Below are 25,579 nucleotides of genomic sequence, written 5' to 3'. Positions count from 1 at the left end.
CCGTGCGATGAACCGCGATGTACCGCGGTTCATCGCACGGAACGCGGTTCTCCGGGGCGGCCGCGGCGGGACGCCCCGCCCGCACGCGCCTAGCGTGGAGCGCATGACGAACCGACTCGCCGACGCCGTCAGCCCGTACCTGCGCTCGCACGCCGACAACCCCGTCGACTGGTGGCCCTGGGGCCAGGAGGCCTTCGACGAGGCCGCCCGTCGCGACGTGCCCGTGCTCGTCTCGATCGGCTACGCGACCTGCCACTGGTGCCACGTGATGGCCCGCGAGAGCTTCAGCGACCCCGAGCTCGCCGCCCACCTGAACGAGCGCTTCGTCGCCGTCAAGGTCGACCGCGAGGAGCACCCCGACGTCGACTCGAGCTACCTCGCCGCCGCCTCGGCCTTCACCGAGCAGCTCGGCTGGCCGCTCACCGTCTTCGCGACCCCCGAGGGGCGCACGTTCTTCGCGGGCACCTACTTCCCACCGCGTCCGGTGCAGGGGCACCCGGCGTTCCGGCAGGTGCTCGCCGCCGTCACCGAGGCCTGGACGACGCGCCGCGGCGAGGTGGACGCGACCGCCCGCGGCGTCGCGGAGGCCCTCGCGGCCCAGCCCGCGCCTCCGTCCGAGCACGCGCCGCTGCCCTCGACGGAGGCGCTGCGCCACGCGGCCGCCCGCGTCGGCGCGGCGGAGGACGTCGAGCACGGCGGCTTCGGCGGCGCGCCGAAGTTCCCGGTCGCGCCGGCGCAGCTGGCCCTGCTCGGCCTCGGCGCCGGGGGAGACCGGGCCGCCCTCGCGCTCGCCTCGCGCACCCTGCGGGCGATGGCCGCGTCGCCGCTGCGCGACCCCGTCGAGGGCGGGTTCTTCCGGTACTCGACCCGGCGCGACTGGCACGAGCCGCACTACGAGCGCATGCTCTACGACAACGCGCTGCTGCTGACGGCCTACTCGCGCCTGGCCCTGCTCGAGCCGGGCCCGGGCGGGGAGCCCGCGTCGTCGTCGCCGGAGCAGCCCGCGGGAGGCGCGGCCGCCGCCGCCCGCACCGCTCCCGACCCGCTGTCGGTCGCCTCGGGCATCGCCGACGTGCTGCTCGGTCGGCTGCGCACCCCGCGCGGGGCGTTCGCCTCCGCCCAGGACTCCGAGAGCACGATCGACGGCCGGCGCGTGGAGGGCGGCTGGTACGCCCTCGACGCCGAGGAGCGCAGCCGACACGAGCCACCGCCCGTCGACGAGAAGGTGCTGACCGGGTGGAACGGGCTCGCCATCGCGGCCCTGGCCGAGGCCGGCGCGCGGCACGACCGGCCCGCGTGGGTCGCGGCGGCCCGGGCGGCGGCCGACCTGCTGCTCGACGAGCACGTGACCCGCGACGGGCGGCTGCTCCGCGCCTCCACCGGGTCCGGCGTCTCGACGGCCGTCGCGACCCTGGAGGACCACGGCATGTTCGCCGAGGGGCTGCTGCAGCTGACGCTCGCGACCGGCCTGCCGCGCTACGCGGTGGCGGCCCGCGAGCTGCTCGAGCGCACCCTCGTCGACGACCCCGCCGCCGCGGTGCCCTTCGCCGCGCCGGAGGGGGCCGACCCCGTGCTGCGCGGCCACGGCACGGCGCTGGCGGCCGACCCCTCCGAGGGCGCCTACCCCTCGGGGCTCAGCGCCACGGCGACCGCCGCCCTGACCCTGCACCGCATGACGGGGGAGGCGCGGTGGCGGTCGGCTGCGGAGCGCGCCGTCGCCCCCGGCGCGGCCCGGGCCCTCGACGCTCCCGTCGCGTTCGGCACGACGTTCGCCCTGCTCGCCGAGCTCGCAGCGCCCTCGACGCAGCTGGTCGTCGTCGAGCCCGCCGTCGTGGCGGGCGCGGACGCGGCGTCTGACGCTGCAGCTGACGCTGCGGCTGTCGAGGGCCCGACGACGCTGGTGCCGGCGTTCGACCTCGGGGAGCGGGCGCGGCGCACGCTCGGCCCCGGCGTGCTCGTCGGCGTCGTCGGGGAGGACGCCGCCGAGGCCCTCGCCGACGCCGGATTCGAGCTGTTCGCCGGCCGCCGGGCGGTGCGCGGCCACGTGACCGCGTACCTCTGCCACGACTTCGTCTGCCGGCTGCCCGTCACGGGCATCGAGGAGCTCGACCGCGAGCTCGCCGAGCAGCTCTAGGCCGGCGGCGCCGAGTGGTCACGATCGGCTCCTCCTGCGGGCGGGAGCGACGGTTCGTGACCACTCGGCGGTCCGCCCGGGGAGGTCGGGTCGAGCGGCCTCGGCTCAGGCGGCGAGCGTCGCGAGCGGGGCGTCGCCGTCGGCGGCCCACTCGGTGAGCGATCCGTCGTACAGCGCGACGTTCCGTTCGCCGACGAGGGTGAGCGCCAGCGCGTCGGCGCTCGCCGCGATGCCCTGGCCGCAGTAGACGACGACGCGGCCGGCGCCGAGCGCGGGGGCGAGCAGGGCGCGGAGCTGGGCGGGGCTGGCGAAGCGCCGGTCGTCGGCGACGAGCTCGTCGGCGGGCGCGTTCACGCTGCCGGGGATGTGGCCGAGCCGGGGCCGGCGGCCCTCGTGCCCTGCGAACTCGGCCCGGGGCGAGCCGCAGACGAGGGCGGCCTGCTCGTCGCCGCGCACGACGGCCTCGACGTAGGCCTTGTCGACCCAGAGCTCGGGGCGCTCGTCGGCGAGGAAGAGCGCGGGCTCCGGCTCGACGTGGCCGACGTCGATCGGGCGCTCCTCGCGCTGCCACGTCGTGAAGCCGCCGTCGAGCACGGCGACGTCGTCGTAGCCGAAGGCACGGAACAGCCACCAGAGCCGTGCGGCCCAGAGGCCGACCGACGAGTCGTAGACCACGACGGTGGTCTCGTTCGTGATGCCGAGCGCGCCCACCGCGGCCTCGAAGCGCTCGGCGTCGGGCCGGGTGAAGGGCAGGTCGGCCCGGTGGTCGCTGAGCTCGCTGACGAGGTCGCCGAAGACGGCCCCGGGAACGTGGCCGTCGACGAGGTACTGGTCGTGCCCGGTGACGTAGCGACCGCTGGGCCGCCCGTCGGGGCCGGCGACGGAGACGACCGACGCGTCGACGACCACCATCTCGTCGGCCCCGATGTGGTCGGCGAGCCACTGGCTCGAGACGAGGGGGGAGGTCAGCACGGGAGGCATGCGGGCCACGGTACTGCCGACCCCTGTCATCGGCCAGGGCTTGCGTTCACGGGGCGTCACGCTCACGCCCGGGCCGACCCTCGACTCCCGCCGGCAGAGCGCCCGGGCCCACCCGCGACTCCCGCCGGCCGAGCGCCCGGGCCGACCCGCGACTCCCGCAGGCCGGCCCGAGCAGGTCGGCGTCGAGGCCGGGGGGGCGAACTCCTCGATCCCCCCGCGGGGCGCCAGGGTCAGCGCGCCCGACGCGACGAGATGACGCCCGTGTCGAAGCCCATCAGGTTCAGCCCGCCGTTGAAGCGGGCGTGCTCGACCTTGATGCAGCGGTCCATGACGACGGTGAGGCCCTTCTCCTCGCCGTACCGCGCGGCCTCCTCGTCGTAGATCCCCAGCTGCACCCAGATCGTGCGGGCGCCGCTCGCGACGACGTCGTCGACGACGGACGGGATGTCGCTCGCCTTGCGGAAGACGTCGACGATGTCGGGCACCTCGGGCAGCGACGCCAGGTCGGGGTAGGCCTTCTCGCCGAGGATCGTGTCGGCGTTCGGGTTGACGAAGTACACGCGCAGGTCGCTGGACTGCTGCAGGTACGTGCCGACGAAGTAGGAGGAGCGGGTGGCGTTGGGCGACGCGCCCACGATGGCGACGGACTTCGCCTCGCGGAGGATCGCCTGGCGCTCCTTGGCGGTCGGCCCGACCCAGGTGCGCTGCGACGTCAGCAGCTTGGCGAGCGGCGAGCTCGACGGCAGCTCACAGGTGAGCCCGTTGGTCAGCTGCGTGGTGACGGTGTCGGTCATGACCGGTCTCCCTTGCTGCCTGCGGTCAGCGCCTGGTCGAGGTCGTCGATGATGTCGGCGGGGTCCTCGATGCCGACGCTGATGCGCACCGAGCCGGGCAGCACGCCGGCGTCGACGAGCTGCTGCTCGCTGAGCTGCGCGTGGGTGGTCGACCCGGGGTGGATGACGAGCGTCTTCGCGTCGCCGATGTTGGCGAGGTGGCTGGCGAGCTCGACCGACTCGATGAAGGTCTTGCCGGCGGCGCGGCCGCCCGCGAGCTCGAAGGTGAAGACCGAGCCCGGCCCCTCGGGCAGGTACTTCGCCGCCCGCTCGTGGTGCGGGTGCTCGGGCAGGCCGGCCCAGCGCACCCGCTCGATGCGGGGGTCGGCGTCGAGCCACTCGGCGACCTGGCGGGCGTTGTCGACGTGGGCGCGCATGCGGTACGGCAGGGTCTCGACGCCCTGCGCGAGCAGGAACGCGGAGTGCGGTGCGAGGGCCGGGCCGATGTCGCGGAGCTGCTCGGCACGGAGGCGCGTGAGGAAGGCGTACTCGCCGAAGTTGCCCGACCAGTTCAGCCCACCGTAGCTCGCCACCGGCTGGTCGAAGAGCGGGAACCTCTCACTGTCCCACGCGAAGCGGCCCGACTCGACGACGACGCCGCCGAGGGTGGTGCCGTGCCCGCCGAGGAACTTCGTGGCCGAGTGGATCACCACGTCGGCGCCCCACTCGATCGGGCGGTTCAGGTAAGGGGTCGCGATGGTCGAGTCGACGATGAGGGGGATTCCCGCGGCGTGCGCGACCTCGGCGAGGCCCTCGAGGTCGGCGATCTCGCCGGACGGGTTGGCGACGGTCTCGACGAAGAGCAGCTTCGTCGCCGGCGTGATCGCGGCGGCGTAGTCGGCCGGCTCGCTCGACTGCACGAACGTCGTCTCGACGCCGAACCGGCGCAGGGTGACGTCGAGCTGCGTGATCGACCCGCCGTAGAGGTTCGCGCTCGCGACGATGTGGTCGCCCGCACCCGCCAGGCTCGCGAAGGTGATGAACTGCGCGCTCAGCCCGCTCGAGGTGGCTACGGCCCCGAGGCCGCCCTCCAGGCTGGCGATGCGCTCCTCGAAGGAGGCGGTGGTCGGGTTCGCGAGGCGGCTGTAGATGTTGCCGTACTTCTGCAGGGCGAACCGGGCCGCGGCGTCGTCGGTGTCGTCGAAGACGAAGGCGCTCGACTGGTAGATGGGGAGGGCGCGGGCTCCCGTCGCCGCGTCGGGGATGTTGCCCGCGTGGATAGCCCGCGTGCGGAAGCCGTACTCACGATCTGCCATGGGCCCACGCTAGCCGCTGCCCCTGACGGCCCCGGCGGGGAGGTCACAGAACTTCACAGTCGACCCGCGCCTCCGGCGGGTGAGGAGGGAGCGGTGCTCAGCGCCCGCGCGTCACCGACCGGTAGACCTCGAGCAGCGGCTCGGCCGACAGCCCGACGACCGACCCCGAGCGCAGCAGCGCCTCGCTCGCCGCGGTCAGGAGCGCCGGCTCCCGCCGCAGCCGCTCGACGGTGGCGACGAGCCCCGCCGCGTCGGGCGTCGGCGTGAGGAAGCCGCCGCCGTCGGGCACGACCTCGGCGAGGTCGGGGTCGCAGTGGACGACCGGCAGCCCGGTCGCGGCCGCCTCGAGCACGACCATGGGCTGGTTGTCGAAGTCCCACGAGCTGGAGACCAGGGCGTGCGCCGACCGCATCGCGGTGAGCACCTCGCCGTGCGGCACCGCCCCGTGGAACGTCACCCGCCCGGCCCGTCGCTCGAGCGACCGCCGCGCGCCCCCGTCGCCGTAGACGTCGACCGTCACCCGGTCGCCGAACGACCGCGCGGCCTCGACGAGCACGCCGGGCCGCTTCTCCGGCGACAGCCGCCCCACCCAGACCAGGCGCAGCGGCTCGTCGGCGCCGAGCACCCGGGGAGTCGCGGTGCCGGCGGCCGCGGCCACCGACTCCTCGAGGCCGTTCGTGAGCACCGTCATCGGGGTGACGACCCCCTGGTCGGCGAGCTTCCGGGCGAAGTGGGCCGAGGGCACGACGACGTGGTCGCTCGCCCGCGACTGCGCGAGCATCAGCCGCCACATGCGCCGGGCCGTCGCCGTGGCCGTGTAGCGCGTGCCGCCCGCGACGCGGAGGCCGGCGTGGCTCACCTGGCGGGCGTGCAGCCCCGCCAGGAGCAGCGTCGTCACGGCGGGCAGCGGCAGCACCGAGGCGGTGTAGACGTCGACGCGGCCGTGCATGGTGTGGACGACGGGCAGGCCCCGCTCGTGGGCCGCGCGGACGCCGCCGAGCGCGGCGAACATCTCCGAGTGCGTGTGCACGACGTCGACGCCGCGCCGCGCGAACTCGTCGGCGAGCGCCGCCGCGACCCGGCGCGGCGGCCAGGCGAACGGGTAGCCGTCGGGGCGGAACGCCCCCGCGACGGGCAGGGCCACGACGCCCTCCTCGGGCGACGGGCCGGCCAGCGGGCAGAAGACGGTGGCCTCGTGCCCGGCGGCCCGGAGCGACTCCGCGAGCGCGCGCACCGCGGTCTGGACCCCGCCGAGCGTCGGGGCGTAGTAGTCCGTGACGAGGGCGATGTGCACGGCACGATCCTAGGGAGGCGCAGGCGTCCCCGGGCGGGCCGACCGTCGCCCCTAGGATCGCGGCATGGGGGAGACGACGCCGGGGGGCACGGCGCTGGTGACCGGCGCGAGCGGGTTCCTGGGCGCGCACGTGGTGCGCGACCTCCGCGCCCACGGCTGGCGGGTCGTCGCCGCGGGGCGCCGCGCCGAGGCCCTGCCGGCCGACGGCCCGACCTTCGTCGGCGACCTCGACGACCTCGGCCGCTCCGACGTGCCGGCCGACCTCGTCGTCCACTGCGCCGCCCTCTCGTCGCCGTGGGGCCGCTGGTCCGAGTTCGAGCACGCCAACGTGACGGGCACCGCCCGGGTGCTCGAGCACGCCCGGCGCGTCGGGGCGCGGCGGCTCGTGCACGTGTCGTCGCCGGGCATCTACGCGGCGCCCCGTGACCGCGTCGGCATCCGTGAGGACGAGGTCGACGGGCGCCGCCCCCTGAACCACTACATCCGGTCGAAGCTGCAGGCCGAGGCCCTCCTGCAGGAGGCGGTGGGCTCGGCGGGCGGGCCGGAGATCGTCGTCCTCCGCCCGCGGGGCATCGTCGGCCCCGGCGACCCGAGCCTCGTGCCGCGCCTGCTCCGCGTGCACGCGCGCGTCGGCGTGCCGCTGCTGCGCGGCGGACGCGGGCTCGTCGACCTCACCTCGGTCGAGAACGTCGCGCTCGCCGTGCGGCTCGCGGCGACGGCGCCCGCCTCGGCGGTCGACGGCGAGGCCTTCAACGTCACCAACGGCGACCCCCGCCCCTTCGGCGACCTGCTCGAGCAGCTGCTGACCGGCCTGGGGCTGCCGCTCCGGCCACGGCCCGTGCCGGCCCGGGCGGCCTACGCGCTCGCGGGCGTGCTCGAGGCGGTCTGCGGCGTGCTCCCCGGCCGCCCCGAGCCCCCGATGACCCGCTACACGATCACGACCATCGCGCACTCGCAGACCCTCGACATCTCGAAGGCCCGTGAGCTGCTCGGCTACGAGCCGGTCACCTCGCTCGACGAGAGCCTCGCGGGGTACGCGCGTGCGTGACGCCGTGACGGGGCCGGAGCATGTGCCGCCGGTGCCGTCGCCCGTGCCGTCGCGCCTCGAGTGCTTCCGCTGCGGCGACACGTCGCACGACCTGGCCCAGCTGCTGCGGGGGCACCGGCGCGAGCGGCGGGTGTTCCCGTCCGGGGCCTTCCTCTGGGCCTCCGGTGACCGGCGGGTCCTCTTCGACACCGGCTACGCCCCGCTGCCCTGGCGAGCCGGCCCGGCCGCGTGGGCCTACCGTCGCCTGCTCCCGCCCCGCGTCCCCGCCGGGGCCACCATCGGCGAGCAGGTCGACCCCGCCGCGGTCACGCACATCGTGCTCTCGCACCTCCACCCCGACCACCTCGGCGGGCTGGCCGCCTTCCCGCACGCGACCGTCGTGCTGAGCGAAGGGCTCCGGCGCACGCTCGCGGGGCCGCGGCTGCGCGACGGGGTGCTCCGGGGGCTGCTGCCGCCCTGGTGGCCGGACGCCCGCCTCCTCGTGGTCGGCGCCCCGGGCTCGCCGGCCGCGGCGTCCTTCTCGCCGGGCCCGCACGGGCTGCGCACCGTCGACCTCTTCGGCGACGGCGCCTACCGGCTGGTCGACCTGCCCGGGCACGCCCGCGGGCACCTCGGCGCCCTGGTGGAGGGGCGGGTGCTGCTGGCCGGCGACGCCGCCTGGGGCCGCGACCTGCTGGGCCAGGAGCGCCGGATGCGCCGCCTGCCCCGCGCCGTCAGCCACGACGCCGAGGCGCAGGAAGAGACGGCCGGGCAGCTGCTGGCCGTGGAGCGCGCCGGGGTGCGCCTCCTCTTCAGCCACGACGTGCACGCGACCGGCGTCGACCTGCTGGCCGACGCGTCGGGCACGTCGCCCGCCGACGCGGCGCACGACGACGACCGCGACGACGACGGGACGACACGATGAGGACACTGAAGATCGCCGGCTGGGGCACCTGGCTGCCCGAGCGCGTCGTGCGGTTCGGCGACCAGACGCGCCACCGCGTCGACGACGACGTCTCGCAGCTCGACATGCTCGCCGCGGCCTCGGAGCGGGCGCTCGCCCGGGCCGGCGTCGCGCCCGACGAGCTCGACGGCGTCATCGCGGCGGTCGCCGCCGGGGTCCAGCCGATCCCGTGCACGGCCGCGCTCGTCATGGAGCGCGTCGCGCCGGGCGCCCGGGCCGCCGCCTTCGACGTCGGCTCCACCTGCACGAGCTTCATCACGGCGCTCGACGTCGCCTCTCGCTACCTGGCCGACGGCGATCTCGAGCGGGTGCTCGTGGTGTCGGGCGACGTGGCGACGAGGTTCCTCGACCCCGACCAGCGCGAGAGCCACGAGCTCTTCTCCGACGCGGCCGCGGCGGTGGTGCTGACCCGCGGCGACGACCCGGGCCAGGGGGTGGTCGCGAGCCTGCAGCAGACCTGGCCCGAGCACGCCCACGACACCGAGCTGCGCGGCGGCCTCTCGCGCTACCCGGCGCGCGGCTACGCCGACGGCGACCCCGCCGACCACCTCTTCGACATGGACGGTCGTCGGGCCCTCCGCGGCATGCTCGACGTGCTGCCCGGCTTCTTCGACCGCTTCTGGCAGCGCTCGGGGCTCACCCCGGCCGACGTCGACCTCGTCGTGCCCCACCAGGCCAGCCGGGCCCTCGGCCTCGCGATGCGGCGGCTCGGCCTCCCGCCGGGCTCCTACGTCGACGCGGTCGCGGAGTACGGCAACATGGTCAGCGCCTCCGTGCCCTACACGCTGGCGCGGTGCCTCGACGACGGCCGCCTCGGCCGGGGCGACACGGTGCTGCTCTGCGGCACGGCCGCCGGCCTGACGGCCAACGCCCTCGCCCTGCGGTTGTAGGAGGCGCCTCCACGGCCCCGGGGCTCGCCCGCGACGGGGTCAGAACGGGTTCGTCACCGCGTCGACCACGGCCTCGATCACCTCGCCCACGACCTGCCTGACGCGGTGGGCGAGCTTGACCCGCCAGGGCGCCGAGCTCTCGAGGCTCCGTGCCGACGCGCGGCGGAGGACGCGGCGCGGGACCCTGCGGCGACACGGCTCGGCGTCGGCGTCGGCGTCGGCGCCCTCTGCCGCGCACTCGAGGCAGCGCGTGATCCCCGGCTCGTGCGACCCGGGGTGTCCCGTCCAGGCGTGGCCGCAGGCGTCGCAGCGGGCGGCGGCCAGGCGACGGCGGGCGGCCCGGCCGGAGGGGCTCGGCCCGGCCGGGGACTTCGACCAGGTCTCGGGGGCGGGGGAGGCGCCGCCTACTTCCACGACGGGATCCAGTAGTGCAGGCGGATCCACTCCCAGTCCATCTGCTGGGCCGTCCACATCGGGTACCACCAGACCGACACGGCGACGGCCAGCACGAGGAAGCCCGCCGTGATCGAGAGGCCCCGGCGGCGTCGGTCGAGGTCGTCGGTGCGACGCCCCAGCAGCAGCCCGATCACTGCGGCGAGGCCGAGCAGGAGGTAGGGCTCGAAGGCGATCGTGTAGAACTGGAACACCGTGCGGCCCGAGAACGCCAGCCACGGCAGGTAGCCCGCGGCGATGCCGACGAGGATGGCCCCGTGCCGCCACTCGCGGTGCCGCACCACCCGCCAGAGCAGGTAGAGGCAGGCCGCGACCGCGGCGTACCAGATCAGCGGGTTCGCGATCGAGGTGATCGCCTCGCCGCAGCGGGCGACGTCGCAGCCGGCCTGCCCGAGGTCGGTGCCCTGGTAGTACATGCTCGTCGGCCGGAGCATCAGCAGCCAGGTGAACGGGTTCGCCTGGTAGTCGTGCGGCGTCTGCAGCCCGACGTTGAAGGCGTAGACGCCGGCCTCGTAGTGCCAGAAGTTCTGCACGACGTCCGGCACCCAGGCCAGTGCGCCCGTCCAGCGCTCGCCGGTCTCCTGCACCCAGTCGCGGTAGTACCCGCCGCCGGTGACGAACCAGCCCGTCCAGCTCACCAGGTACGCCACGACGGCGATCGGCACCGTGAGCAGGAAGCTCACCGGCGCCTGCTTGAAGAGGGTGCCCGACAGCCAGAACTCGACGCCTGCCCGGCGACGGGCCAGCACGTCGACGACGACGGTGTAGACGGCGAACACGGCCAGGAAGTAGAGGCCGTTCCATTTGACGGCCGTCGCGAGGCCGCACATCAGCCCGGCGGTGACGAGCCAGGGGCGCGACCACAGGGCAGGGCCCCAGGCGGTGTCCCGACCGGCACCGCGCCTCCTCGCCAGCCAGGCCTCGAGACGACCGGCGCTCTGCCGCCGGTCGAGCAGGACGGCCCCGAAGGCCAGCAGGCCGAAGAGCATGACGAAGTTGTCGAGCAGCGAGACCCGCGACATCACGATCGCGTGGCCGTCGATCGCCATCAGGAAGCCGGCGATCGTGCCGACGAGCGTCGAGCGCAGCAGCACCGTGCCGATCACGGCGACGAGGGCGACGGCGAGCACGCCCGCGATCGCCGTGCTGATCCGCCAGCCGGCCGGGTCGCCGGGGCCGAGGGCGGCCATGCCGAGCGAGATGAGCCACTTGCCGAGCGGGGGGTGCGCGACGAAGGAGGGGCTGCTGAGGAACCCGTCGGCGCCGCCCGCCGCGAACGAGGCGTCGTAGTCGGTCGGCCACGAGCCCTCGTAGCCGAGCTCGTGGAGGGTCCAGGCGTCCTTGACGTAGTAGGTCTCGTCGAAGACGAGCGTGCCGGGCACCCCGAGGTGCCACAGGCGCAGGAGCGCCGCGAGCACGGTGACGCCGATCGGCCCGCCCCAGCGCCAGGCGCGGCGGCGGCCCGGGGTCGAGAGCAGTCGGCCCCACCAGGCGTCGAGGCGGGTGAGGCGCGGGGCGTGCGCCGGCGGCGGGGCGGTCGCGCTGGCCTCGCCGGCCGCGCCCAGGCCCGGCGTAGCGTTCTCGTCGGCCGCGCCCAGGCCCGGCGTCGAGCCCGGCGCGACGTCGTCGGGGCCGCGGGGAGGGGCGCCCTCGGTCTCGAGGAGCGCGTCGAACTCGCGCTCGCCCGGGGTCGTCATCGGGCCATCGTATTCGGCGCGTCGCCCGGCTCCGCCGCACCGGGGGAGAATGACCGGGTGATCGTTCTCGCCGCGACCCCCATCGGCAACCTCGGCGACGCCTCGACGCGTCTCGTCGAGGCCCTCCGCAACGCCGAGGTGATCGCCGCGGAGGACACCCGCACGGCCATCCACCTCATGCGCGCCCTCGGCGTCGAGAACCGCCCGCGGCTCATCGCCCTGCACGAGCACAACGAACGCGAGAAGGCGGGCGAGCTCGTGGAGCTGGCCCGCGCCTCCGACGTCCTCGTCCTGACCGACGCCGGGATGCCCGCCATCAGCGACCCCGGGTTCCCCCTCGTCGAGGCCGCCGCCGCGGCCGGTGTCACGGTCACTGCGCTGCCCGGACCCTCGGCGGTGCTGACAGCGCTGGCCGTCTCGGGCCTGCCGACCGACCGCTTCAGCTTCGAGGGCTTCCTGCCGCGCAAGCAGGGCGACCGGCTGCGGGTGCTCGGCGCCCTCGTCGACGAGCGCCGCACGATGGTGTTCTTCGAGTCGCCCCACCGCCTCGCCGACTCGCTCGGCGACGTCGCGACCGCCCTCGGCGGCGACCGCCGCGTCGTCGTCTGCCGCGAGCTGACGAAGATGCACGAGGAGGTGCGGCGCGGGTCGGCCGCCGACCTCGCCGCCTGGGCGGCCGACGGCGTGCGCGGCGAGATCTGCGTCGTCGTCGAGGGCGCCCCCGAGCGCGAGTTCGACCTCGCCGCCGGGCTCGCGCAGGTGCAGGCGCTCGTCGCCGACGGCGCCCGCCTCAAGGAGGCCTCCGCCGACGTGGCCGCCGCCACCGGCCTCTCCCGCCGCGACCTCTACCAGGCCGCCCTCGCCGCCCGGGCCCCCCGCCCCTCCTGAGGCAGCCCCGGGGGAGGCGCGGGCCGCGTCACGGGGGCGGTGGCCGCACCTAAGATGGTGGCCATGCCCGCCGGCGACTCCTTCTTCATCGCAACGCCCATCTTCTACGTCAACGACGTGCCGCACATCGGCCACGCCTACACCGAGGTCGCGGCCGACGTGCTCGCCCGCTGGCACCGCCAGCGCGGCGACGACACGTGGCTGCTGACCGGCACCGACGAGCACGGCCAGAAGATCCTGCGCACCGCGACCAGCCACGACGTCACCCCGCAGCAGTGGGCCGACAAGCTCGTCACCGAGTCCTGGAAGCCGCTGCTCGAGACCGTCGACATCAGCAACGACGACTTCATCCGCACCACCGACGCCCGTCACGAGGCGGGCGTGCAGAAGTTCCTGCAGAAGCTCTACGACGACGGCTTCATCTACCAGGGCGAGTTCGAGGGCTCCTACTGCGTCGGCTGCGAGGAGTACAAGCAGCCCGGCGACCTCGTCGAGGGCACCGGCCCGTTCGAGGGCGAGCAGGTCTGCGCCATCCACTCGAAGCCCGTCGAGCTGCTGAAGGAGAACAACTACTTCTTCCGCATGAGCGACTTCGAGCAGCGCCTGCTCGACCTCTACGAGCAGCAGCCCGACTTCGTGCAGCCCGAGACCGTGCGCAACGAGATCGTGCAGTTCGTGCGGCAGGGCCTCCGCGACCTCTCCATCTCGCGTCAGAGCTTCGACTGGGGCGTCAAGGTCCCGTGGGACGAGGAGCACGTCGTCTACGTCTGGTTCGACGCCCTCCTCAACTACGTCACGGCCATCGGCTACGGCGTCGACGACGAGCAGTTCCGGCGACGCTGGCCGGCCGTGCAGCTCGTCGGCAAGGACATCGCCCGCTTCCACGCCGTCATCTGGCCCGCCATGCTCATGGCCGCGGGCCTCCCGGTGCCGAAGGCGGTCTTCGGCCACGGCTGGCTGCTCGTCGGCGGCGAGAAGATGTCGAAGTCCAAGCTGACCGGCATCGCCCCGCAGCAGATCACCGACGTCTTCGGCGCGGACGCGTTCCGCTACTACTTCATGCGCGCCATCACGTTCGGCCAGGACGGCAACTTCAGCTGGGAGGACATCGCGGCCCGCTACCAGGCCGAGCTCGCGAACGGCTTCGGCAACCTGGCCTCCCGCGTCGTCGCGATGATCACCCGCTACTTCGACGGGGTCGTCCCCGTCGCCGGCGAGCTGACCGACGCGGACCTCGCGATCCGCGAGACCGAGCTGCGCGTGACGGCCGCGGCCGACGCCGCGATCGAGCGCTTCGCGATCAACGAGGCGCTGGCCTCGATCTGGGAGCTCGTCGACGCGCTCAACGGCTACATCACCGAGCAGGAGCCCTGGGCCCTCGCCAAGCACGACGACCAGCGCGAGCGCCTCGCGACGGTGCTGAGCACCGCCCTCCGCGGCCTCGGCACCCTGACCGTGCTGCTCTCGCCCTTCATCCCGACCGCGACGCACACGCTGTGGGAGTCCATCGGCCAGGGCACGCTGACCAGCCAGCCCGTCGACCGGGCCGCCGAGTGGTCGAGCGCACCGGCCGTCGTGCCGCTGGCCGCCGGGCTCTTCCCGCGCATCGAGCAGCCGGAGCCGGCGGCGTGAGCGACGCCGACCGCGACGCGGCCGCCCCCGAGGGCGACGCTCCCGCGCACGTCCGCCACCGCGCCTCCACCGAGTCCGGCGGGCAGACGCGCGACCTGACGTACCCGCCGAGCCCGCAGGCCCTCGTCGTGCCCGTGTACGACAACCACACGCACCTCGAGATCGCCGACGGCGAGAACTCGCTCGACTACCGCGAGCACCTCGACCGGGCGTCGAGCGTCGGCGTCCGCGGCGTCGTGCAGGTCGGCACCGACCTCGAGACGTCGCGCTGGTCGGCCGCGATCGCCGCCCGCGAGCCGCGCGTGCTCGCCGCCGTCGCGCTGCACCCCAACGAGGCGCCCGCCCTCGCCGCCCGCGGCGAGCTGGCCGACGCCCTCGCCGAGATCGACGAGCTCGCCTCGCGCCCCCGGGTGCGGGCGATCGGCGAGACCGGGCTCGACTTCTTCCGCACCGGCGAGGAGGGCCGCGACGCCCAGATCGAGTCGTTCGTCGCCCACGTCGAGATCGCGAAGAAGCACGGCCTGGCCCTGCAGATCCACGACCGCGACGCCCACGACGAGGTCGTCGACCTGCTGCTCGAGGTCGGCGCCCCCGACAAGACCGTCTTCCACTGCTTCAGCGGCGGCCCCGAGCTCGCGAGCATCCTCGCCGAGAACGGCTGGTACGCCTCCTTCGCCGGCACCGTCACGTTCAAGAACGCGCAGCCCCTCCGCGACGCGCTCGTGCAGCTGCCCCGCAGCCTCGTCATGGTCGAGACCGACGCCCCGTACCTCACGCCGACCCCCTTCCGCGGTCGGCCGAACGCTCCGTACCTCATCCCGCACACGCTGCGGTCGATGGCCGAGACGATCGGCACCGACGTCTCGATGCTCGCCGCCCAGATCTCGTCGAACACCGAGCTGGTCTACGGCTCGTGGACGGACGAGCCCGTGACGGTCGAGGGCTGATGTCGCGCTCGACCCTGCTGGGCCCCGCCGAGATCCGCGACCTCGCCGACCTGCTCGGCATCCAGCCGACGAAGAAGCTCGGCCAGAACTTCGTCCACGACGCCAACACGGTGCGGCGCATCGTCGCGGCCTCCGGCGTCTCGGCCGGCATGTCGGTCGTCGAGATCGGCCCGGGCCTCGGCTCGCTCACCCTCGGCCTGCTCGAGGCCGGGGCCGACGTCGTCGCCGTCGAGATCGACAAGCGCCTCGCCGAGCAGCTGCCGAAGACCGTCCAGCTGCTGCAGCCGGCGGCCGACCTGCGGGTGATCGTCGACGACGCCATGCGCGTCGTCGCACTGCCCTCCGAGCCGTCGCACCTCGTCGCGAACCTGCCCTACAACATCAGCGTGCCCGTGCTGCTGCACTTCCTCGAGCACTTCCCGTCGCTCGAGCGCGGGCTCGTCATGGTCCAGGCCGAGGTCGGCCTGCGCCTCGCCGCCGAGCCCGGCTCGAAGATCTACGGCGCCCCGAGCATCAAGGCGGCCTGGTACGGCGAGTTCTCGACGGCCGGCCAGGTCAGCCGCCAGGTGTTCTGGCCGGTGCCGAACGTCGACAGCATCCTCGTCGCGTTCGACCGGCGCGAGCCCCGCGGCACCGAACAGGAGCGCCTCGCCGTCTTCGAGCTGGTCGACGGCGCCTTCCAGCAGCGCCGCAAGATGCTCCGCCAGTCGCTCTCGGGCGTCTTCGGGTCGTCGGCGGCCGCCTCCGAGGCGCTGGTCGCCGCGGGCCTCGAGCCGACCGAGCGCGGCGAGCAGCTGACCGTCGACGACTTCCTCCGCATCGTGCGCGCGAGCGGACGTGGGGGAGGCGCCGCCCCGGTCGCCGAGGGCGCTCCCGAGGCAGACTGACCCCGTGAGCACCCACGACGACCCCCCGGCGCCCCGTCGCCGTGCGTCGTCGGGCAGCCGGTCCGCCGACGGCGCGGCCGCGTCCGCCGCTGCCGGAGCCGGAGGCGCGCCCTCGCGCGGCGTCAGCGGCCACGAGCAGACGATGAGCGACGCCCGCCTCGGCGCGGGCACCGGCCGCAGCGCCGAGCAGTGGTTCGCCCTCCTCGACGCGGCGGGCTCGACGACGCGGTCGCACACGCAGATCGCGCGCTGGCTGGTCGACGAGCACGAGGTGCCGGGCTGGTGGGCCCAGAGCATCACCGTGCGGTACGAGCAGGCCAGGGGGATGCGCCTCCCGGGTCAGCAGGCCGACGGCACGTTCTCGGTCTCGGTCAGCCGCAGCCTGCGGGGCGGCCAGCTCGAGCTGCTCGACCTCGCGGTCGAGCGCTTCGCCGCGTTCGCCGGGGGCGCGCCCGACTCGACGAGCCGCTCGGCGAAGCACCCCACGGCCCGCTGGCGGCTGCCGAGCGACGAGTCGCTGCTGCTCACCGTGGCGCCGCCGGTGGGCGGCAAGTGCTCCGTCAGCCTGACGCTCAGCCGGCTCCGCCTGCCCGAGCGGGTCGAACCCGTCAAGCAGGAGCTCACGAAGGCCTTCCGCGTCGTGAGCGACCGGCAGAACTGACTAGGTTGGGAGTCATGACGACCGTGGCCGCCCCGACCGTGGTCCACACGCGTGCCCCCGGCAAGATCAACGTCTTCCTGGCCGTCGGCGACCTGCAGAGCGACGGCTACCACGAGCTCGCGACCGCCTACCAGGCCGTCTCCCTCTACGAGGACGTCCGGGCGCGCCACTCCGACGACTTCACCGTGCGCGTCTCGGCGGGCCCGGGCGTCGACGTCTCGGGCGTGCCGACCGACGAGAGCAACCTCGCGATCAAGGCCGCCCGCCTGCTCGCGGCCACGACGGGCTGGGCCGGCGGGGTCGACCTCACCATCGACAAGGCCGTGCCGGTCGCCGGCGGCATGGGCGGAGGCTCCGCCGACGCGGCGGCGACGCTGCTCGCGTGCGACACCCTGTGGCAGACCGGCGTGGGCCGTGACGAGCTGCTGCGCCTCGCGGCCGAGCTCGGGGCCGACGTGCCGTTCGCCTTCGCCGGCGGCACCGCCGTCGGCACCGGCCGCGGCGACGAGCTGAGCCCCGCCCTCGCCAAGGGGCAGTTCCAGTGGGTGCTCGCCCTCGCCGCCTTCGGCCTCTCGACCCCCACCGTCTACCGCGAGCTCGACGAGCACCGCCGACGGCACCAGAGCGACATCGCGCCGGTGCGCCAGCCCGTCGTCGACGCCGGGGTGCTGCAGGCGCTGCGCGCCGGTGACGCCGGCATGCTCGCCGACAGCATGCACAACGACCTCCAGGCCCCCGCGCTGCACCTCGAGCCGGGCCTCTCCGCGGTGCTCGAGCTCGGCGAGAGCAACGGAGCGCTGGCCGGCATCGTCTCCGGCTCCGGGCCGACCGTGGCGTTCCTCACCGCCGACCTCGACAGCGCCCTCGAGCTGCAGATCGCGCTCAGCGCGGCACGGCTCACGGTGCTGCGGGCCACGGGGCCGGTGCACGGCGCCCGCGTCGTCGCCGACTGAGGCGGGTCCGAGAGCGACGCGGGCCGGTGCCGATCGTCCTCGCCTGACCGGGCCGGAACTGGCACCGCTCCGGGCGACTCGACCCGCGACTCCTCGACCCCGCCACCCCTCCACTCGCGACCCCTCGACCGCGATCCGAGAGAGATCCCTGCTCCCGGGCCCTGAGACCGGGCCGTCCTCGTCCCTCGCGGGCTGATCACTCTCGAATTCGGAGGGAGAGAGGAAGAGGGCGCCCGCCACCCACGGCGCCGGCCTCGGCTCAGCGCGTGTAGCGCAGCACGTTCGTGCGGGTCAGCGACCACTCCTCGTCGAGGGTGAACCCGACGCTGCCGAGCTCGTCGGTGACGCGGGGGCGCCAGTCCTGCTTGTCGCTCGTGATCAGCCAGACGACGTCGAGGTCGGCCGTGCGGTCGAGCACGTCGCCGAGGTCGTGCTGGGTCTCCCACAGGCCGTCGGTCTCGGCGCCGGGCGTCTCGAGGGTGAAGTCGGACATGCCCTCGAACGCGGCCGGGTAGGTGTCCTGGATGATGCGCGACGTGGCGTGCGGGTGACGCCGCACGGGCCCGAAGACGAGGCCCTCCGCGGTGCCGGCGGGCTCCTCCGCGCGCTCGCGGGCGACGAGGGCCGCGACCTGGTCCCAGGCGGCGGAGTCCTTGGCCTCGGGCTCGCGCTGCTCGAGCCAGCTGGGGGTCGTGAGCACCACGGCGACGAGCAGCACGAGGGCGATCACGCGTCGCCAGGGGATCGCGGCCACGGCCACCGCCATCGTCATGGCGACGGCCGGGGTGCCGAAGGTGAGGTACCGGGGCGAGTACAGCGGGTCGACGAGGAGCGAGACGCCGACGAGCCCGACCGTCGGCACGACGAGCCAGGGCAGCACGACCTCGGCGAACCCCCGGGCGGCCGGCACCAGGCGCAGCGCCAGCACGATGAGGGTCGACGCCATCGCGAGGATGGCGAACACGGCGAAGTTCTCGTTGCCGATGAACCACTGGGTCACGAGGACGCCGCGCAGGGTGTCGAAGTTCGGCCGCTCGATCCAGCTGACCTGCCCGTTCTGCCCCGAGATGAACCAGGCGAGCGGGAGGCACGCGAGGCCGGCGACGACGGCGCCGCCGAACCAGCCGACGAAGGCGCGACGCGACGAGCGCACCGAGTCGCGCACCACCCCGCCGAGCGCGGTCGCGGTGCGGAGCGGCCCCGTGGCCGACCCCGCGGCGGCGCCGGCCGGCACGACGACGACCGAGCCCGTGCGGGCCCACTCGTCGACGCGCCCCACCTGGTCGCGCTGGTCGCGGTGGTCGCGCACGACCCGGACGATCATCGTGACGGCGTGCCCGACGACGAGCAGCGCCAGGTAGAGGAAGAACGCGGCGGCGACGACCGCGAGCACCCCGTAGGCCACCCACCAGAGCGCCACCGAGCGGCGGGTGCGGGCCACGCCGTCCTCCGAGGTGCGGCGGGCGGCCACGACGAGCACGAGGGTCAGGGCGACGGCGAACATGGCCGACAGGGCGTACGAGCGGCCCTCGCCGCCCATCCAGGTGACGCGGGGCAGCAGGCAGAACAGCAGGCCGGCCACGACGGCGGTGCGGCGGTCCACGAGGATGCGCGTGAGGGCCACCGTGAAGCCGGCCGCGGCGCCCGTCGCGAGGGCGCTCGGCACGCGCAGCGACGTCGGCGAGTACGGGAAGACGTCGAACCACAGGTGCATGAACGCGTAGTACGTGGCGTGCACGAGGTCGACCGTGTGGATCATCGTCCAGAGCTGGCCCCAGGTGCGGGTGGCCGAGACGACCGTCGCGGCCTCGTCGTACCAGACCGAGGGCACCCAGAGGAAGGCACCCGACACCACGGTCGCGAGCAGGCCGATCAGGACGGCGTCGGCGTGACGGGCGTGCAGGAGGCGCGAGACGGCCCCGCGGGGGCGCCCGACCGGGCGGTCGGCGCGGCCGTCGGCGGTGGTCGGGGCCGTGCCGCCGGGGGTGCCGGTGGTCGGGGATACAGTGGGCGCGGCCGCGTCGCCCGCGGCTGGTCTCAGGAGGTCCGCCATGTCGTCACTGCCCCCTCTCGTGTCGTCTGTCAGGGTGTCCGCCGCGCGGGCCGCCGCCGGCCCCGAGGGGTCGGCCACCGCCCCGGAGGACGACGTGCGCTGGTCGCGCAGCGTCCGCCTGCCGGGCTTCGGTCTCGACGCCCAGGGCCGGCTGCGGGCAGCGCGGGTGCTGGTCGTGGGTGCCGGTGGGCTGGGCGCACCGGTCGTCCAATATCTCGCAGCCTCCGGTGTGGGGACGCTGGGAATGGTCGACGACGACGTCGTCGACCGCTCGAACCTACAGCGTCAGGTGCTCTTCTCGCCGAGCGACGTCGGCCGGCCGAAGGCCCGCGTGGCGGCCGAGCGCGTGCGTGCCGCGGCCCCCGAGGTCGAGGTCGTCGTGCACCCCGTGCGCCTCACGGCCGAGACCGCGTCGCTCCTCGACGGGTACGACCTCGTCGTCGACGGCAGCGACTCGTTCGACACCTGCTACCTCGTCGCCGACGCGGCCGCGGCCCGCGGGCTGCCCGTCGTCTGGGGCTCCGTCTCCCGCTTCGACGGCCAGGTCTCCGTCTTCTGGGACGCCGCCCCCGACGGCCGGGCCGTCGACTACCGCGACCTGCACCCGGCGCCGCCCGCCTCCGGCTGGGACGAGTCCTGCGCCGACGTCGGCGTCCTCGGCCCGCTCTGCGGCACCGTGGGCGGCGTCATGGCCTCCGAGGCGGTCAAGCTGCTGACGGGCGTCGGCGAGCCCCTCCTCGGCCGCGTGGTCACCCTCGACGCCCTCGGCGGCTCGTGGCGCGAGAGCCGGCTGCGGCGGGCTCCGCACCGGGCGGCCGAGCGGGAGCGCGCGGCCGCGGCCCGGCGGCAGGCCGAGCCCGAGGAGTCGCGGGTCGAGCCGAGCGCGTCGGCGGGCCCGGTCGTGACCACCGCCTCCCCGGCTGCTCCTGCCGCCCCCGCGGAGGCCCGGGCCGTCGGGCCCGACGTGAGCGCCGACGACCTCGCCGAGCTGCTCACCGCGCGGGAGGAGGGCGTGGCCGAGTTCACCCTGCTCGACGTGCGGGAGCCCGACGAGCACGCCTTCGCGCACCTGCCGGGCGACGTGACGGCGCCCGGCCTCGGCGTGCGGACACGGCAGCGGCCCGAGCTCGACCCCGCCGTGCCCGTGATCGTCTACTGCGCGCGGGGGCCCCGGGCACGGGCGGCCGCCGACCTGCTCGCCGGGGAGGGCTTCGACGTCGCCGTGCTCGACGGCGGCATGCTCGGCTGGCAGCTGCGCGCCGACGCCGGGGCGCGCCGCTGACGCAGCCCGTCCCCGGCCCGTCGGCGAGGCACCGCGTCCTCGCCCGCAGCTGACGCACCACGTCCCCGCCCGCTGACCGGTGGGCGACACTGCTTCTCACATTTGAGAGTCATCTGGTCAGAACGAGGGTCGGGACCCCGGCCCTGCGGCGCCGGCGACCGAGATGCTCTCGTTCTGCGCAGCCGCGCGCTCGACTCAGCCGCCGGCGAACGGCGGCATGACGTCGACCACGTCGCCGTCCGCCACGAGCTGCTCGCGGTCGCGGGTCGTGAGCCCGTCGACGAGGAACGAGCAGCGCAGCAGCACGTCGCGCCAGTCGGCGGCCGACGTTCCCTCGACGGGCCGCACCTCGGCGAGCAGCCGCCCGACCGTGGCGCGCTCGTCGTCGGGCAGCTCGACGACTTGCTCGTCGAGGCCGACGGCCGCGCGGGCCGCCGCGAAGAACCTCAGGGTCGCTCGGGTCACGTCAGCCTCCGATGGCGCTCATCGACCGCGCGGGCTGCACGAAGTCGGGTCGGTCGATGCCGTGCGACGCGGGCTTGGTCCACATCGCCCCGCGCCAGAGGTCGGCGAGCTCGCGGTCGTCGGCGCCCGCCCGCATCGGGTCGCGGAGCCCGGTCTCGGCGTCGCCGAAGAGGCAGCTCCGCACGCCGCCCTCCGCGGTGAGCCGGGTCCGACGGCAGTCGCCGCAGAACGGGTCGCTGACGGAGGCGATGATGCCGACGGTGCCGGCGAGCCCGGCGTCGGCGCCGTGGCCCACGACGTCGAAGCGCTCGGCCGGTGCACCGTCGCGCGGCGCGGCGTGGGGGCTCAGCACGAAGCGCTCGGCGAGCCGCGTGCGGATGTCGAGGGAGGTGACGAAGGAGGCGCGGTCCCAGGTGTGGTCGGCGTCGAGGGGCATCTGCTCGATGAACCGCAGCTCGTGGCCGCCGGCGAGCGCCCACGCCAGCAGGTCGGCGGCCTCGTGGTCGTTGACGCCCGGCAGCAGCACCGCGTTGATCTTGACCGGGGTGAGGCCCGCCGCGGCCGCGGCGTCGACGCCCGCGAGCACCTTGTCGAGGAAGGGGCGTCGGGTCAGCTGCGTGAAGGTCTGGGCGTGCAGCGAGTCGAGCGAGACGTTGACCCGGTCGAGGCCCGCGTCGCGGAGCGCCTGGGCCCGCTGCGCCAGGCCGATCGCGTTCGTCGTGAGCGACACGTCGGGCCGGGGCTCGAGCGCCGCGACGCGACGGACGATGTCGACGAGGTCGGCCCGCAGCAGCGGTTCGCCGCCGGTGAAGCGCACCTGCCGCACGCCGAGGTCGCGCACGCCGATCGCGACGAGGCGCACGATCTCGTCGGCGCTGAGCGCCTGGTCCTTCGGCAGCCAGGGCAGCCCCTCGGCCGGCATGCAGTAGGTGCAGCGCAGGTTGCACTTGTCGGTCAGCGACACCCGGAGGTCGCTGGCGACGCGCCCGAAGCGGTCGAGCAGGCCGGGGGCCCGGTCGGCGGAGGGGCGCGCGGGGAGGCCGGCGTCGGCGCTGCCGGCTCCGACCTCGCCGGTGCGCCGGGGGAGGGCGGGCAACCCGAGCGAGACCGTCATGCGACGACTGTAGGCGAACCACGCGGACGCCGCAGGCCGGAGGCGCGGTGACGGCGCTGAGCACGGGCCCGGTCGCGCTCCCGCCGGCTCGGCGCGGGGGCGTCGGCGGGTCGCCGTCGTCGCGGGTGCGGGCGTGGTGCGGGCGTGGTGCAGGGCCTCGGCGGTGCGGCGGGTCGCCGGCCTCGACGACGGGCGAGCGCCGGCCCGCCGGGGAGGACGGCGACCCGCCGCAGCGAGCAGCGGCCGCCGGTCAGCGGATCGTGACGAGGCCCGGGTCGACCGTCACCGTCACCGGAGCGCCCGCGCGCAGGACGGCGGGGTCGGCGTCGCCGAGGGGCACCTCCGCGGTGGCCAGGTGACCGCCCCGGTCGGTGGCCACCAGCACGGCCAGCCGCGAGAGACGCTGCTCGGTGCGGACGACGCGGGCGGCGAGGGCGGCGGGCACCGCGCCTCCTGCAGGGAGGTCGCTCAGGGCGGACACCCGGCCCGCCGCTCCGCGGTCGGGGGCGGAGAGCGTCAGCGCCTCGGCCGGGAAGGCGACCCGAGGCGGCCCCGCCGAGGCTCGGGGGCGCGTCGAGGTCAGCCGGAGCCCGCCCGGCAGCTCGGCGGTCAGCGTGCCCGGCCCCTCGTGCACGGCCTCCGGCGCCCACACCGTGGCCCCGGTCAGCGACGCGACGTACGGAGTGTGCGGGTCGAGCAGCGCGGCGGTCGGGCGGCCGTGCTGAACGGCCGCTCCCCGCTCGAGAACGACCACGCGGCGCGCCAGGGCCACCGCGTCGACCGGGTCGTGGGTCACCAGCACCGTCGGCACGGCGACCCCGTGCAGCAGCTCGGCGAGGGCCGCCCGGAGCTCGGCCCGCGCCCCGGCGTCGAGTGCGGCGAGCGGCTCGTCGAGCAGCAGGAGTCGCGGGTCGGCCGCCAGCGCCCGCGCCACCGCCACGCGCTGGGACTGGCCGCCCGACAGCTCGCCGGGGCGACGCCCGGCCTCGTCGGCGAGCCCCACGCGGGCGAGCTCGTCGCGGGCGCGGGCCCGGGCCCCGGTCGCCGGCACGCCCCGGGCGCGGAGGCCGAAGGCGACGTTCTCGAGGGCGGTGAGGTGCGGGAAGAGGCGGTAGTCCTGGAAGACGGTGCCGACGTCGCGGTCGCGGGCGGGGACGGTGCGCAGAGCCGGGCGCTGCGCCGCCGGGCCCTGCGTCGCCGGGCGCTGCGCCGCCGGGCCGCCCGCCGACGCACCGCCCTCGAGCGCCCGCCCGTCGAGCACGACCTCCGACCCGTCGGCCGGCAGCAGCCCCGCGAGCGCGGCGAGCACGGTCGACTTGCCGGCGCCGTTGGGCCCGAGCAGGGCGACCACCTCGCCGGGCGCGACGTCGAGGTCGAGGGCGAGCCGGAACGCCCCGCGCGCGACGCGCAGCCGCGCCGAGAGCCCGGCCCCGGCCGCGCCCCCGCTCACCGCGCCCCCGTCGTCAGCCACCGGTCACGCAGCAGCAGCAGCACCCCGACGCCGACCGCGAGCAGCAGCAGCGAGATCGCGACGGCGCTCTCGGGGTCGCTCTGCTGGGCGAGGTAGACGCTCGTCGGGAGGGTCTGGGTGCGCCCGGGGAAGGTGCCGGCGAAGGTGATCGTCGCGCCGAACTCGCCGAGGGCGCGGGCGAAGCAGAGCACGGCGCCCGCCGCGACGCCCGGCGCCACGAGCGGCACCGTCACGCGCCGGAAGGCGTACCAGCGCGACGCGCCGAGCGACGCGGCGGCGGCCTCGAGCCCGCGGTCGACCCCGCGGAGGGCCCCCTCGACGCTCAGCACGAGGAAGGGCATCGCGACGAACGTCTGCGCGATCACGACGGCGCCCAGGGTGAACGGCACGGTGACGCCGAAGGCGGCGTCGAGCGGGCGCCCGATCAGCCCCTGGCGCCCGAGCAGGTAGAGCAGCGCGACGCCGCCGACCACGGGCGGCAGCACGAGCGGCACGGTCACGACGGCGCGCAGCAGGCGCCGCCACGGCGCCGCCCAGCCGTCGCTCGTCGTCAGCAGCCAGGCCAGCGGCACGCCCAGCACCAGGCTGAGGGCGGTGGCCAGCAGGGCGCTGGTCAGCGAGACCCGCAGGGCGTCGAGCACGCCGTCGCTGAGGAGGCGCGGTGCCAGCGTCGCCCACGGCGCCCGCACCAGCAGGGCGACGGCGGGCAGCACGAGCAGTGCGAGGCCGACGAGCGCGGGCACGAGCACGAGCACCGGGAGGCGCCGGTCACGGGCCCCGCGCCGCGTCGCGACCCCGCCGTGCCCCGCCCCGGCGGCCGGCCCTGCCCCGGCGCCGGCCCCTGGGGCCGCCCCGGCCTCAGCCGACCCGGAAGCCGGCATCGGCGAGCGCGTCCTGCCCGGGGTCGGAGAGCACGTACGCGAGGAAGGCGTCGGCGACGGTCGGGTCGGGGGCGTCACGGAGGCGCGCCCCGAGGTACGCGGTCGTCGGGGCGTCGGCGCCGCCGACCTCGACGCCCTGCACGCGGTCGCCGGCGGCCGCGACGTCGGTCTCGTAGACGAGCGCGGCGTCGACCTCGCCCAGCTCGACCTTCGTCAGCGCGCTCTTCACGTCGGGCTCGAGGGTGGCGGGCTCGACGTCGACGCCCTCGGCGTCGAGCAGCTCGCGGGCGAGGGCGCCGCACGGCACCTCGACGGCGCAGAGCGCGACCGAGACGTCGGGGTCGGCGAGGTCGGCGAGGGAGTCGACGTCGCCCGGGTCGCCGACCGGCACGGCGATCTCGAGGGCGTTCCGCGCGAACGTGGTCGGCTCGCCCTCGACCAGCCCGGCGTCGACGACGGTCTGCATCGTGGCGCTGCTCGCGCTGAGGAAGGCGTCGACCGGCGAGCCGGAGACGATCTGCTGCGCGAGCGCCGAGCTGCCGCCGTAGCTCACCGTCACGGTCGTGCCGGGGTTCGCCGCCTCGAACTCGGCGGCGAGGCGGTCGACGGTCTCGGTCAGCGAGGCCGCGGCGAGCACGGTCACCTCGCCCGACAGCGCGGGCGTCGCCCGGCCCGGGGCGGTCGTGCCCGCGGTCGTGTCGTCGCCCGCACCGGCGTCGCCGGCGGAGCAGCCCGCCGCGGCGACCAGCACGCCCAGCCCGACGAGGGCGGTGACGAGGAGGCGCGGTGCGCGTGTCCGTGTCGGCATGCGACGAT

The 25,579-nt window shown here is 75.5% G+C and carries 23 protein-coding genes; 11 read left to right on the top strand and 12 right to left on the bottom strand.

The window, feature by feature from the left end:
• Nucleotides 1–103 precede the first annotated feature (103 nt).
• Nucleotides 104–2,134: a thioredoxin domain-containing protein gene (locus tag JOE43_RS14965; protein WP_209518815.1), complete on the top strand. Its 2,031-nt coding sequence runs from the start codon at nt 104–106 to the stop codon at nt 2,132–2,134.
• Between the two features lie 105 nt (nt 2,135–2,239).
• Here JOE43_RS14965 and JOE43_RS14960 read toward each other — a convergent pair whose 3' ends face one another.
• The 4 genes from JOE43_RS14960 to JOE43_RS16240 form a co-directional block, all read right to left on the bottom strand.
• Nucleotides 2,240–3,115, bottom strand: a complete 876-nt coding sequence (locus tag JOE43_RS14960; protein ID WP_209518813.1) for a sulfurtransferase — start codon at nt 3,113–3,115, stop codon at nt 2,240–2,242.
• 230 nt (nt 3,116–3,345) lie between these two features.
• Nucleotides 3,346–3,909 carry a CoA-binding protein gene (locus JOE43_RS14955; protein WP_209518811.1) on the bottom strand — a complete coding sequence of 188 codons (564 nt, stop codon included), beginning with the start codon at nt 3,907–3,909 and terminating at the stop codon, nt 3,346–3,348.
• Nucleotides 3,906–5,204: an O-acetylhomoserine aminocarboxypropyltransferase/cysteine synthase family protein gene (locus tag JOE43_RS14950; protein ID WP_209518809.1), complete on the bottom strand. Its 1,299-nt coding sequence runs from the start codon at nt 5,202–5,204 to the stop codon at nt 3,906–3,908. Before JOE43_RS14950 ends, JOE43_RS14955 begins: the two co-directional genes overlap by 4 nt.
• A gap of 97 nt (nt 5,205–5,301) precedes the next feature.
• The gene (locus tag JOE43_RS16240) at nt 5,302–6,498 is read right to left on the bottom strand and encodes a glycosyltransferase (RefSeq protein ID WP_209518807.1); all 1,197 of its coding nucleotides are present in this window, start codon (nt 6,496–6,498) and stop codon (nt 5,302–5,304) included.
• Between the two features lie 64 nt (nt 6,499–6,562).
• On the opposite strand from JOE43_RS16240, the gene JOE43_RS14940 reads away from it, so the two are divergent.
• The 3 genes from JOE43_RS14940 to JOE43_RS14930 are packed head-to-tail and all read left to right on the top strand — an operon-like array spanning nt 6,563 to nt 9,379.
• Entirely contained in the window at nt 6,563–7,546 is a 984-nt protein-coding gene (locus tag JOE43_RS14940; protein WP_209518805.1) for an NAD(P)-dependent oxidoreductase, read from the top strand.
• A gap of 31 nt (nt 7,547–7,577) precedes the next feature.
• On the top strand, nt 7,578–8,450 hold the full coding sequence (locus JOE43_RS14935) for an MBL fold metallo-hydrolase (protein WP_209518803.1): 873 nt from the start codon (nt 7,578–7,580) through the stop codon (nt 8,448–8,450).
• On the top strand, nt 8,447–9,379 hold the full coding sequence (locus tag JOE43_RS14930) for a 3-oxoacyl-ACP synthase III family protein (RefSeq protein WP_167259931.1): 933 nt from the start codon (nt 8,447–8,449) through the stop codon (nt 9,377–9,379). The genes JOE43_RS14935 and JOE43_RS14930 overlap by 4 nt, the downstream gene beginning before the upstream one ends.
• Nucleotides 9,380–9,418: 39 nt before the next feature.
• On the opposite strand, the gene JOE43_RS14925 is transcribed toward JOE43_RS14930, so the two are convergent.
• Together JOE43_RS14925 and JOE43_RS14920 are read right to left on the bottom strand one after the other, a co-directional pair.
• The gene (locus JOE43_RS14925; RefSeq protein ID WP_209518801.1) at nt 9,419–9,793 is read right to left on the bottom strand and encodes a hypothetical protein; all 375 of its coding nucleotides are present in this window, start codon (nt 9,791–9,793) and stop codon (nt 9,419–9,421) included.
• Nucleotides 9,784–11,529 carry a dolichyl-phosphate-mannose--protein mannosyltransferase gene (locus JOE43_RS14920; protein ID WP_209518799.1) on the bottom strand — a complete coding sequence of 582 codons (1,746 nt, stop codon included), beginning with the start codon at nt 11,527–11,529 and terminating at the stop codon, nt 9,784–9,786. Before JOE43_RS14920 ends, JOE43_RS14925 begins: the two co-directional genes overlap by 10 nt.
• Before the next feature lie 57 nt (nt 11,530–11,586).
• Here JOE43_RS14920 and rsmI point away from each other — a divergent pair, with 57 nt between their 5' ends.
• From rsmI to JOE43_RS14890, 6 genes are all read left to right on the top strand, one after another.
• Nucleotides 11,587–12,417, top strand: coding sequence for a 16S rRNA (cytidine(1402)-2'-O)-methyltransferase (gene rsmI / locus JOE43_RS14915; RefSeq protein WP_209518797.1), 831 nt, complete (start codon nt 11,587–11,589; stop codon nt 12,415–12,417).
• A gap of 63 nt (nt 12,418–12,480) precedes the next feature.
• On the top strand, nt 12,481–14,049 hold the full coding sequence (metG, locus tag JOE43_RS14910) for a methionine--tRNA ligase (RefSeq protein WP_209518795.1): 1,569 nt from the start codon (nt 12,481–12,483) through the stop codon (nt 14,047–14,049).
• Nucleotides 14,046–14,996: a TatD family hydrolase gene (locus tag JOE43_RS14905; RefSeq protein ID WP_209518793.1), complete on the top strand. Its 951-nt coding sequence runs from the start codon at nt 14,046–14,048 to the stop codon at nt 14,994–14,996. The genes metG and JOE43_RS14905 overlap by 4 nt, the downstream gene beginning before the upstream one ends.
• A complete protein-coding gene (gene rsmA / locus JOE43_RS14900) occupies nt 14,996–15,883 on the top strand; it encodes a 16S rRNA (adenine(1518)-N(6)/adenine(1519)-N(6))-dimethyltransferase RsmA (protein WP_056056743.1) in 888 nt (295 codons plus the stop codon). Before JOE43_RS14905 ends, rsmA begins: the two co-directional genes overlap by 1 nt.
• 4 nt (nt 15,884–15,887) lie before the next feature.
• The gene (locus JOE43_RS14895; protein ID WP_209518790.1) at nt 15,888–16,544 is read left to right on the top strand and encodes a DUF4287 domain-containing protein; all 657 of its coding nucleotides are present in this window, start codon (nt 15,888–15,890) and stop codon (nt 16,542–16,544) included.
• Nucleotides 16,545–16,558: 14 nt separating this feature from the next.
• Entirely contained in the window at nt 16,559–17,497 is a 939-nt protein-coding gene (locus JOE43_RS14890; RefSeq protein WP_209518789.1) for a 4-(cytidine 5'-diphospho)-2-C-methyl-D-erythritol kinase, read from the top strand.
• A 259-nt stretch (nt 17,498–17,756) separates the two neighbouring features.
• On the opposite strand, the gene JOE43_RS14885 is transcribed toward JOE43_RS14890, so the two are convergent.
• On the bottom strand, nt 17,757–19,550 hold the full coding sequence (locus JOE43_RS14885; protein WP_209518787.1) for a hypothetical protein: 1,794 nt from the start codon (nt 19,548–19,550) through the stop codon (nt 17,757–17,759).
• Between JOE43_RS14885 and JOE43_RS14880 the strand changes: the two genes are divergently transcribed.
• The gene (locus tag JOE43_RS14880) at nt 19,549–20,832 is read left to right on the top strand and encodes a ThiF family adenylyltransferase (RefSeq protein WP_209518784.1); all 1,284 of its coding nucleotides are present in this window, start codon (nt 19,549–19,551) and stop codon (nt 20,830–20,832) included. The genes JOE43_RS14885 and JOE43_RS14880 overlap by 2 nt on opposite strands.
• A gap of 195 nt (nt 20,833–21,027) precedes the next feature.
• Here the strand turns inward: JOE43_RS14880 and JOE43_RS14875 are convergent, their stop codons facing one another.
• The 5 genes from JOE43_RS14875 to modA all read right to left on the bottom strand — a co-directional run bounded on the left by JOE43_RS14875 (nt 21,028) and on the right by modA (nt 25,571).
• Nucleotides 21,028–21,297 (bottom strand): MoaD/ThiS family protein, encoded by a 270-nt coding sequence (locus tag JOE43_RS14875; protein ID WP_056056735.1) that lies wholly within the window; start codon nt 21,295–21,297, stop codon nt 21,028–21,030.
• 1 nt (nt 21,298) lies between these two features.
• Nucleotides 21,299–22,411 (bottom strand): GTP 3',8-cyclase MoaA, encoded by a 1,113-nt coding sequence (gene moaA / locus JOE43_RS14870; protein WP_209518782.1) that lies wholly within the window; start codon nt 22,409–22,411, stop codon nt 21,299–21,301.
• A 250-nt stretch (nt 22,412–22,661) separates the two neighbouring features.
• Nucleotides 22,662–23,861 (bottom strand): ATP-binding cassette domain-containing protein, encoded by a 1,200-nt coding sequence (locus JOE43_RS14865; RefSeq protein WP_307803402.1) that lies wholly within the window; start codon nt 23,859–23,861, stop codon nt 22,662–22,664.
• Nucleotides 23,858–24,637, bottom strand: coding sequence for an ABC transporter permease (locus tag JOE43_RS14860; RefSeq protein WP_307803401.1), 780 nt, complete (start codon nt 24,635–24,637; stop codon nt 23,858–23,860). Before JOE43_RS14860 ends, JOE43_RS14865 begins: the two co-directional genes overlap by 4 nt.
• Nucleotides 24,638–24,740: 103 nt before the next feature.
• Nucleotides 24,741–25,571 (bottom strand): molybdate ABC transporter substrate-binding protein, encoded by an 831-nt coding sequence (gene modA, locus JOE43_RS14855; RefSeq protein WP_209518777.1) that lies wholly within the window; start codon nt 25,569–25,571, stop codon nt 24,741–24,743.
• Nucleotides 25,572–25,579: the final 8 nt, after the last annotated feature.

The sequence above is a fragment of the Frigoribacterium sp. PvP121 genome, from assembly GCF_017833115.1.
Classification (GTDB): domain Bacteria; phylum Actinomycetota; class Actinomycetes; order Actinomycetales; family Microbacteriaceae; genus Frigoribacterium; species Frigoribacterium endophyticum.
The sequence above is the reverse complement of the archived record's forward strand: the minus strand, read 5'-3'. Positions and strand labels throughout refer to the sequence as shown.

Bases quoted from the DNA above. Each gene is read 5' to 3' on its own strand.
- JOE43_RS14965 (WP_209518815.1), top strand. From the start codon at position 104: ATGACGAACCGACTCGCCGACGCCGTCAGCCCGTACCTGCGCTCGCAC.
- JOE43_RS14960 (WP_209518813.1), bottom strand. From the start codon at position 3,115: ATGCCTCCCGTGCTGACCTCCCCCCTCGTCTCGAGCCAGTGGCTCGCC.
- JOE43_RS14955 (WP_209518811.1), bottom strand. From the start codon at position 3,909: ATGACCGACACCGTCACCACGCAGCTGACCAACGGGCTCACCTGTGAG.
- JOE43_RS14950 (WP_209518809.1), bottom strand. From the start codon at position 5,204: ATGGCAGATCGTGAGTACGGCTTCCGCACGCGGGCTATCCACGCGGGC.
- JOE43_RS14940 (WP_209518805.1), top strand. From the start codon at position 6,563: ATGGGGGAGACGACGCCGGGGGGCACGGCGCTGGTGACCGGCGCGAGC.
- JOE43_RS14930 (WP_167259931.1), top strand. From the start codon at position 8,447: ATGAGGACACTGAAGATCGCCGGCTGGGGCACCTGGCTGCCCGAGCGC.
- JOE43_RS14920 (WP_209518799.1), bottom strand. From the start codon at position 11,529: ATGACGACCCCGGGCGAGCGCGAGTTCGACGCGCTCCTCGAGACCGAG.
- metG (WP_209518795.1), top strand. From the start codon at position 12,481: ATGCCCGCCGGCGACTCCTTCTTCATCGCAACGCCCATCTTCTACGTC.
- rsmA (WP_056056743.1), top strand. From the start codon at position 14,996: ATGTCGCGCTCGACCCTGCTGGGCCCCGCCGAGATCCGCGACCTCGCC.
- JOE43_RS14890 (WP_209518789.1), top strand. From the start codon at position 16,559: ATGACGACCGTGGCCGCCCCGACCGTGGTCCACACGCGTGCCCCCGGC.
- JOE43_RS14880 (WP_209518784.1), top strand. From the start codon at position 19,549: ATGTCGTCACTGCCCCCTCTCGTGTCGTCTGTCAGGGTGTCCGCCGCG.
- JOE43_RS14885 (WP_209518787.1), bottom strand. From the start codon at position 19,550: ATGGCGGACCTCCTGAGACCAGCCGCGGGCGACGCGGCCGCGCCCACT.
- moaA (WP_209518782.1), bottom strand. From the start codon at position 22,411: ATGACGGTCTCGCTCGGGTTGCCCGCCCTCCCCCGGCGCACCGGCGAG.
- modA (WP_209518777.1), bottom strand. From the start codon at position 25,571: ATGCCGACACGGACACGCGCACCGCGCCTCCTCGTCACCGCCCTCGTC.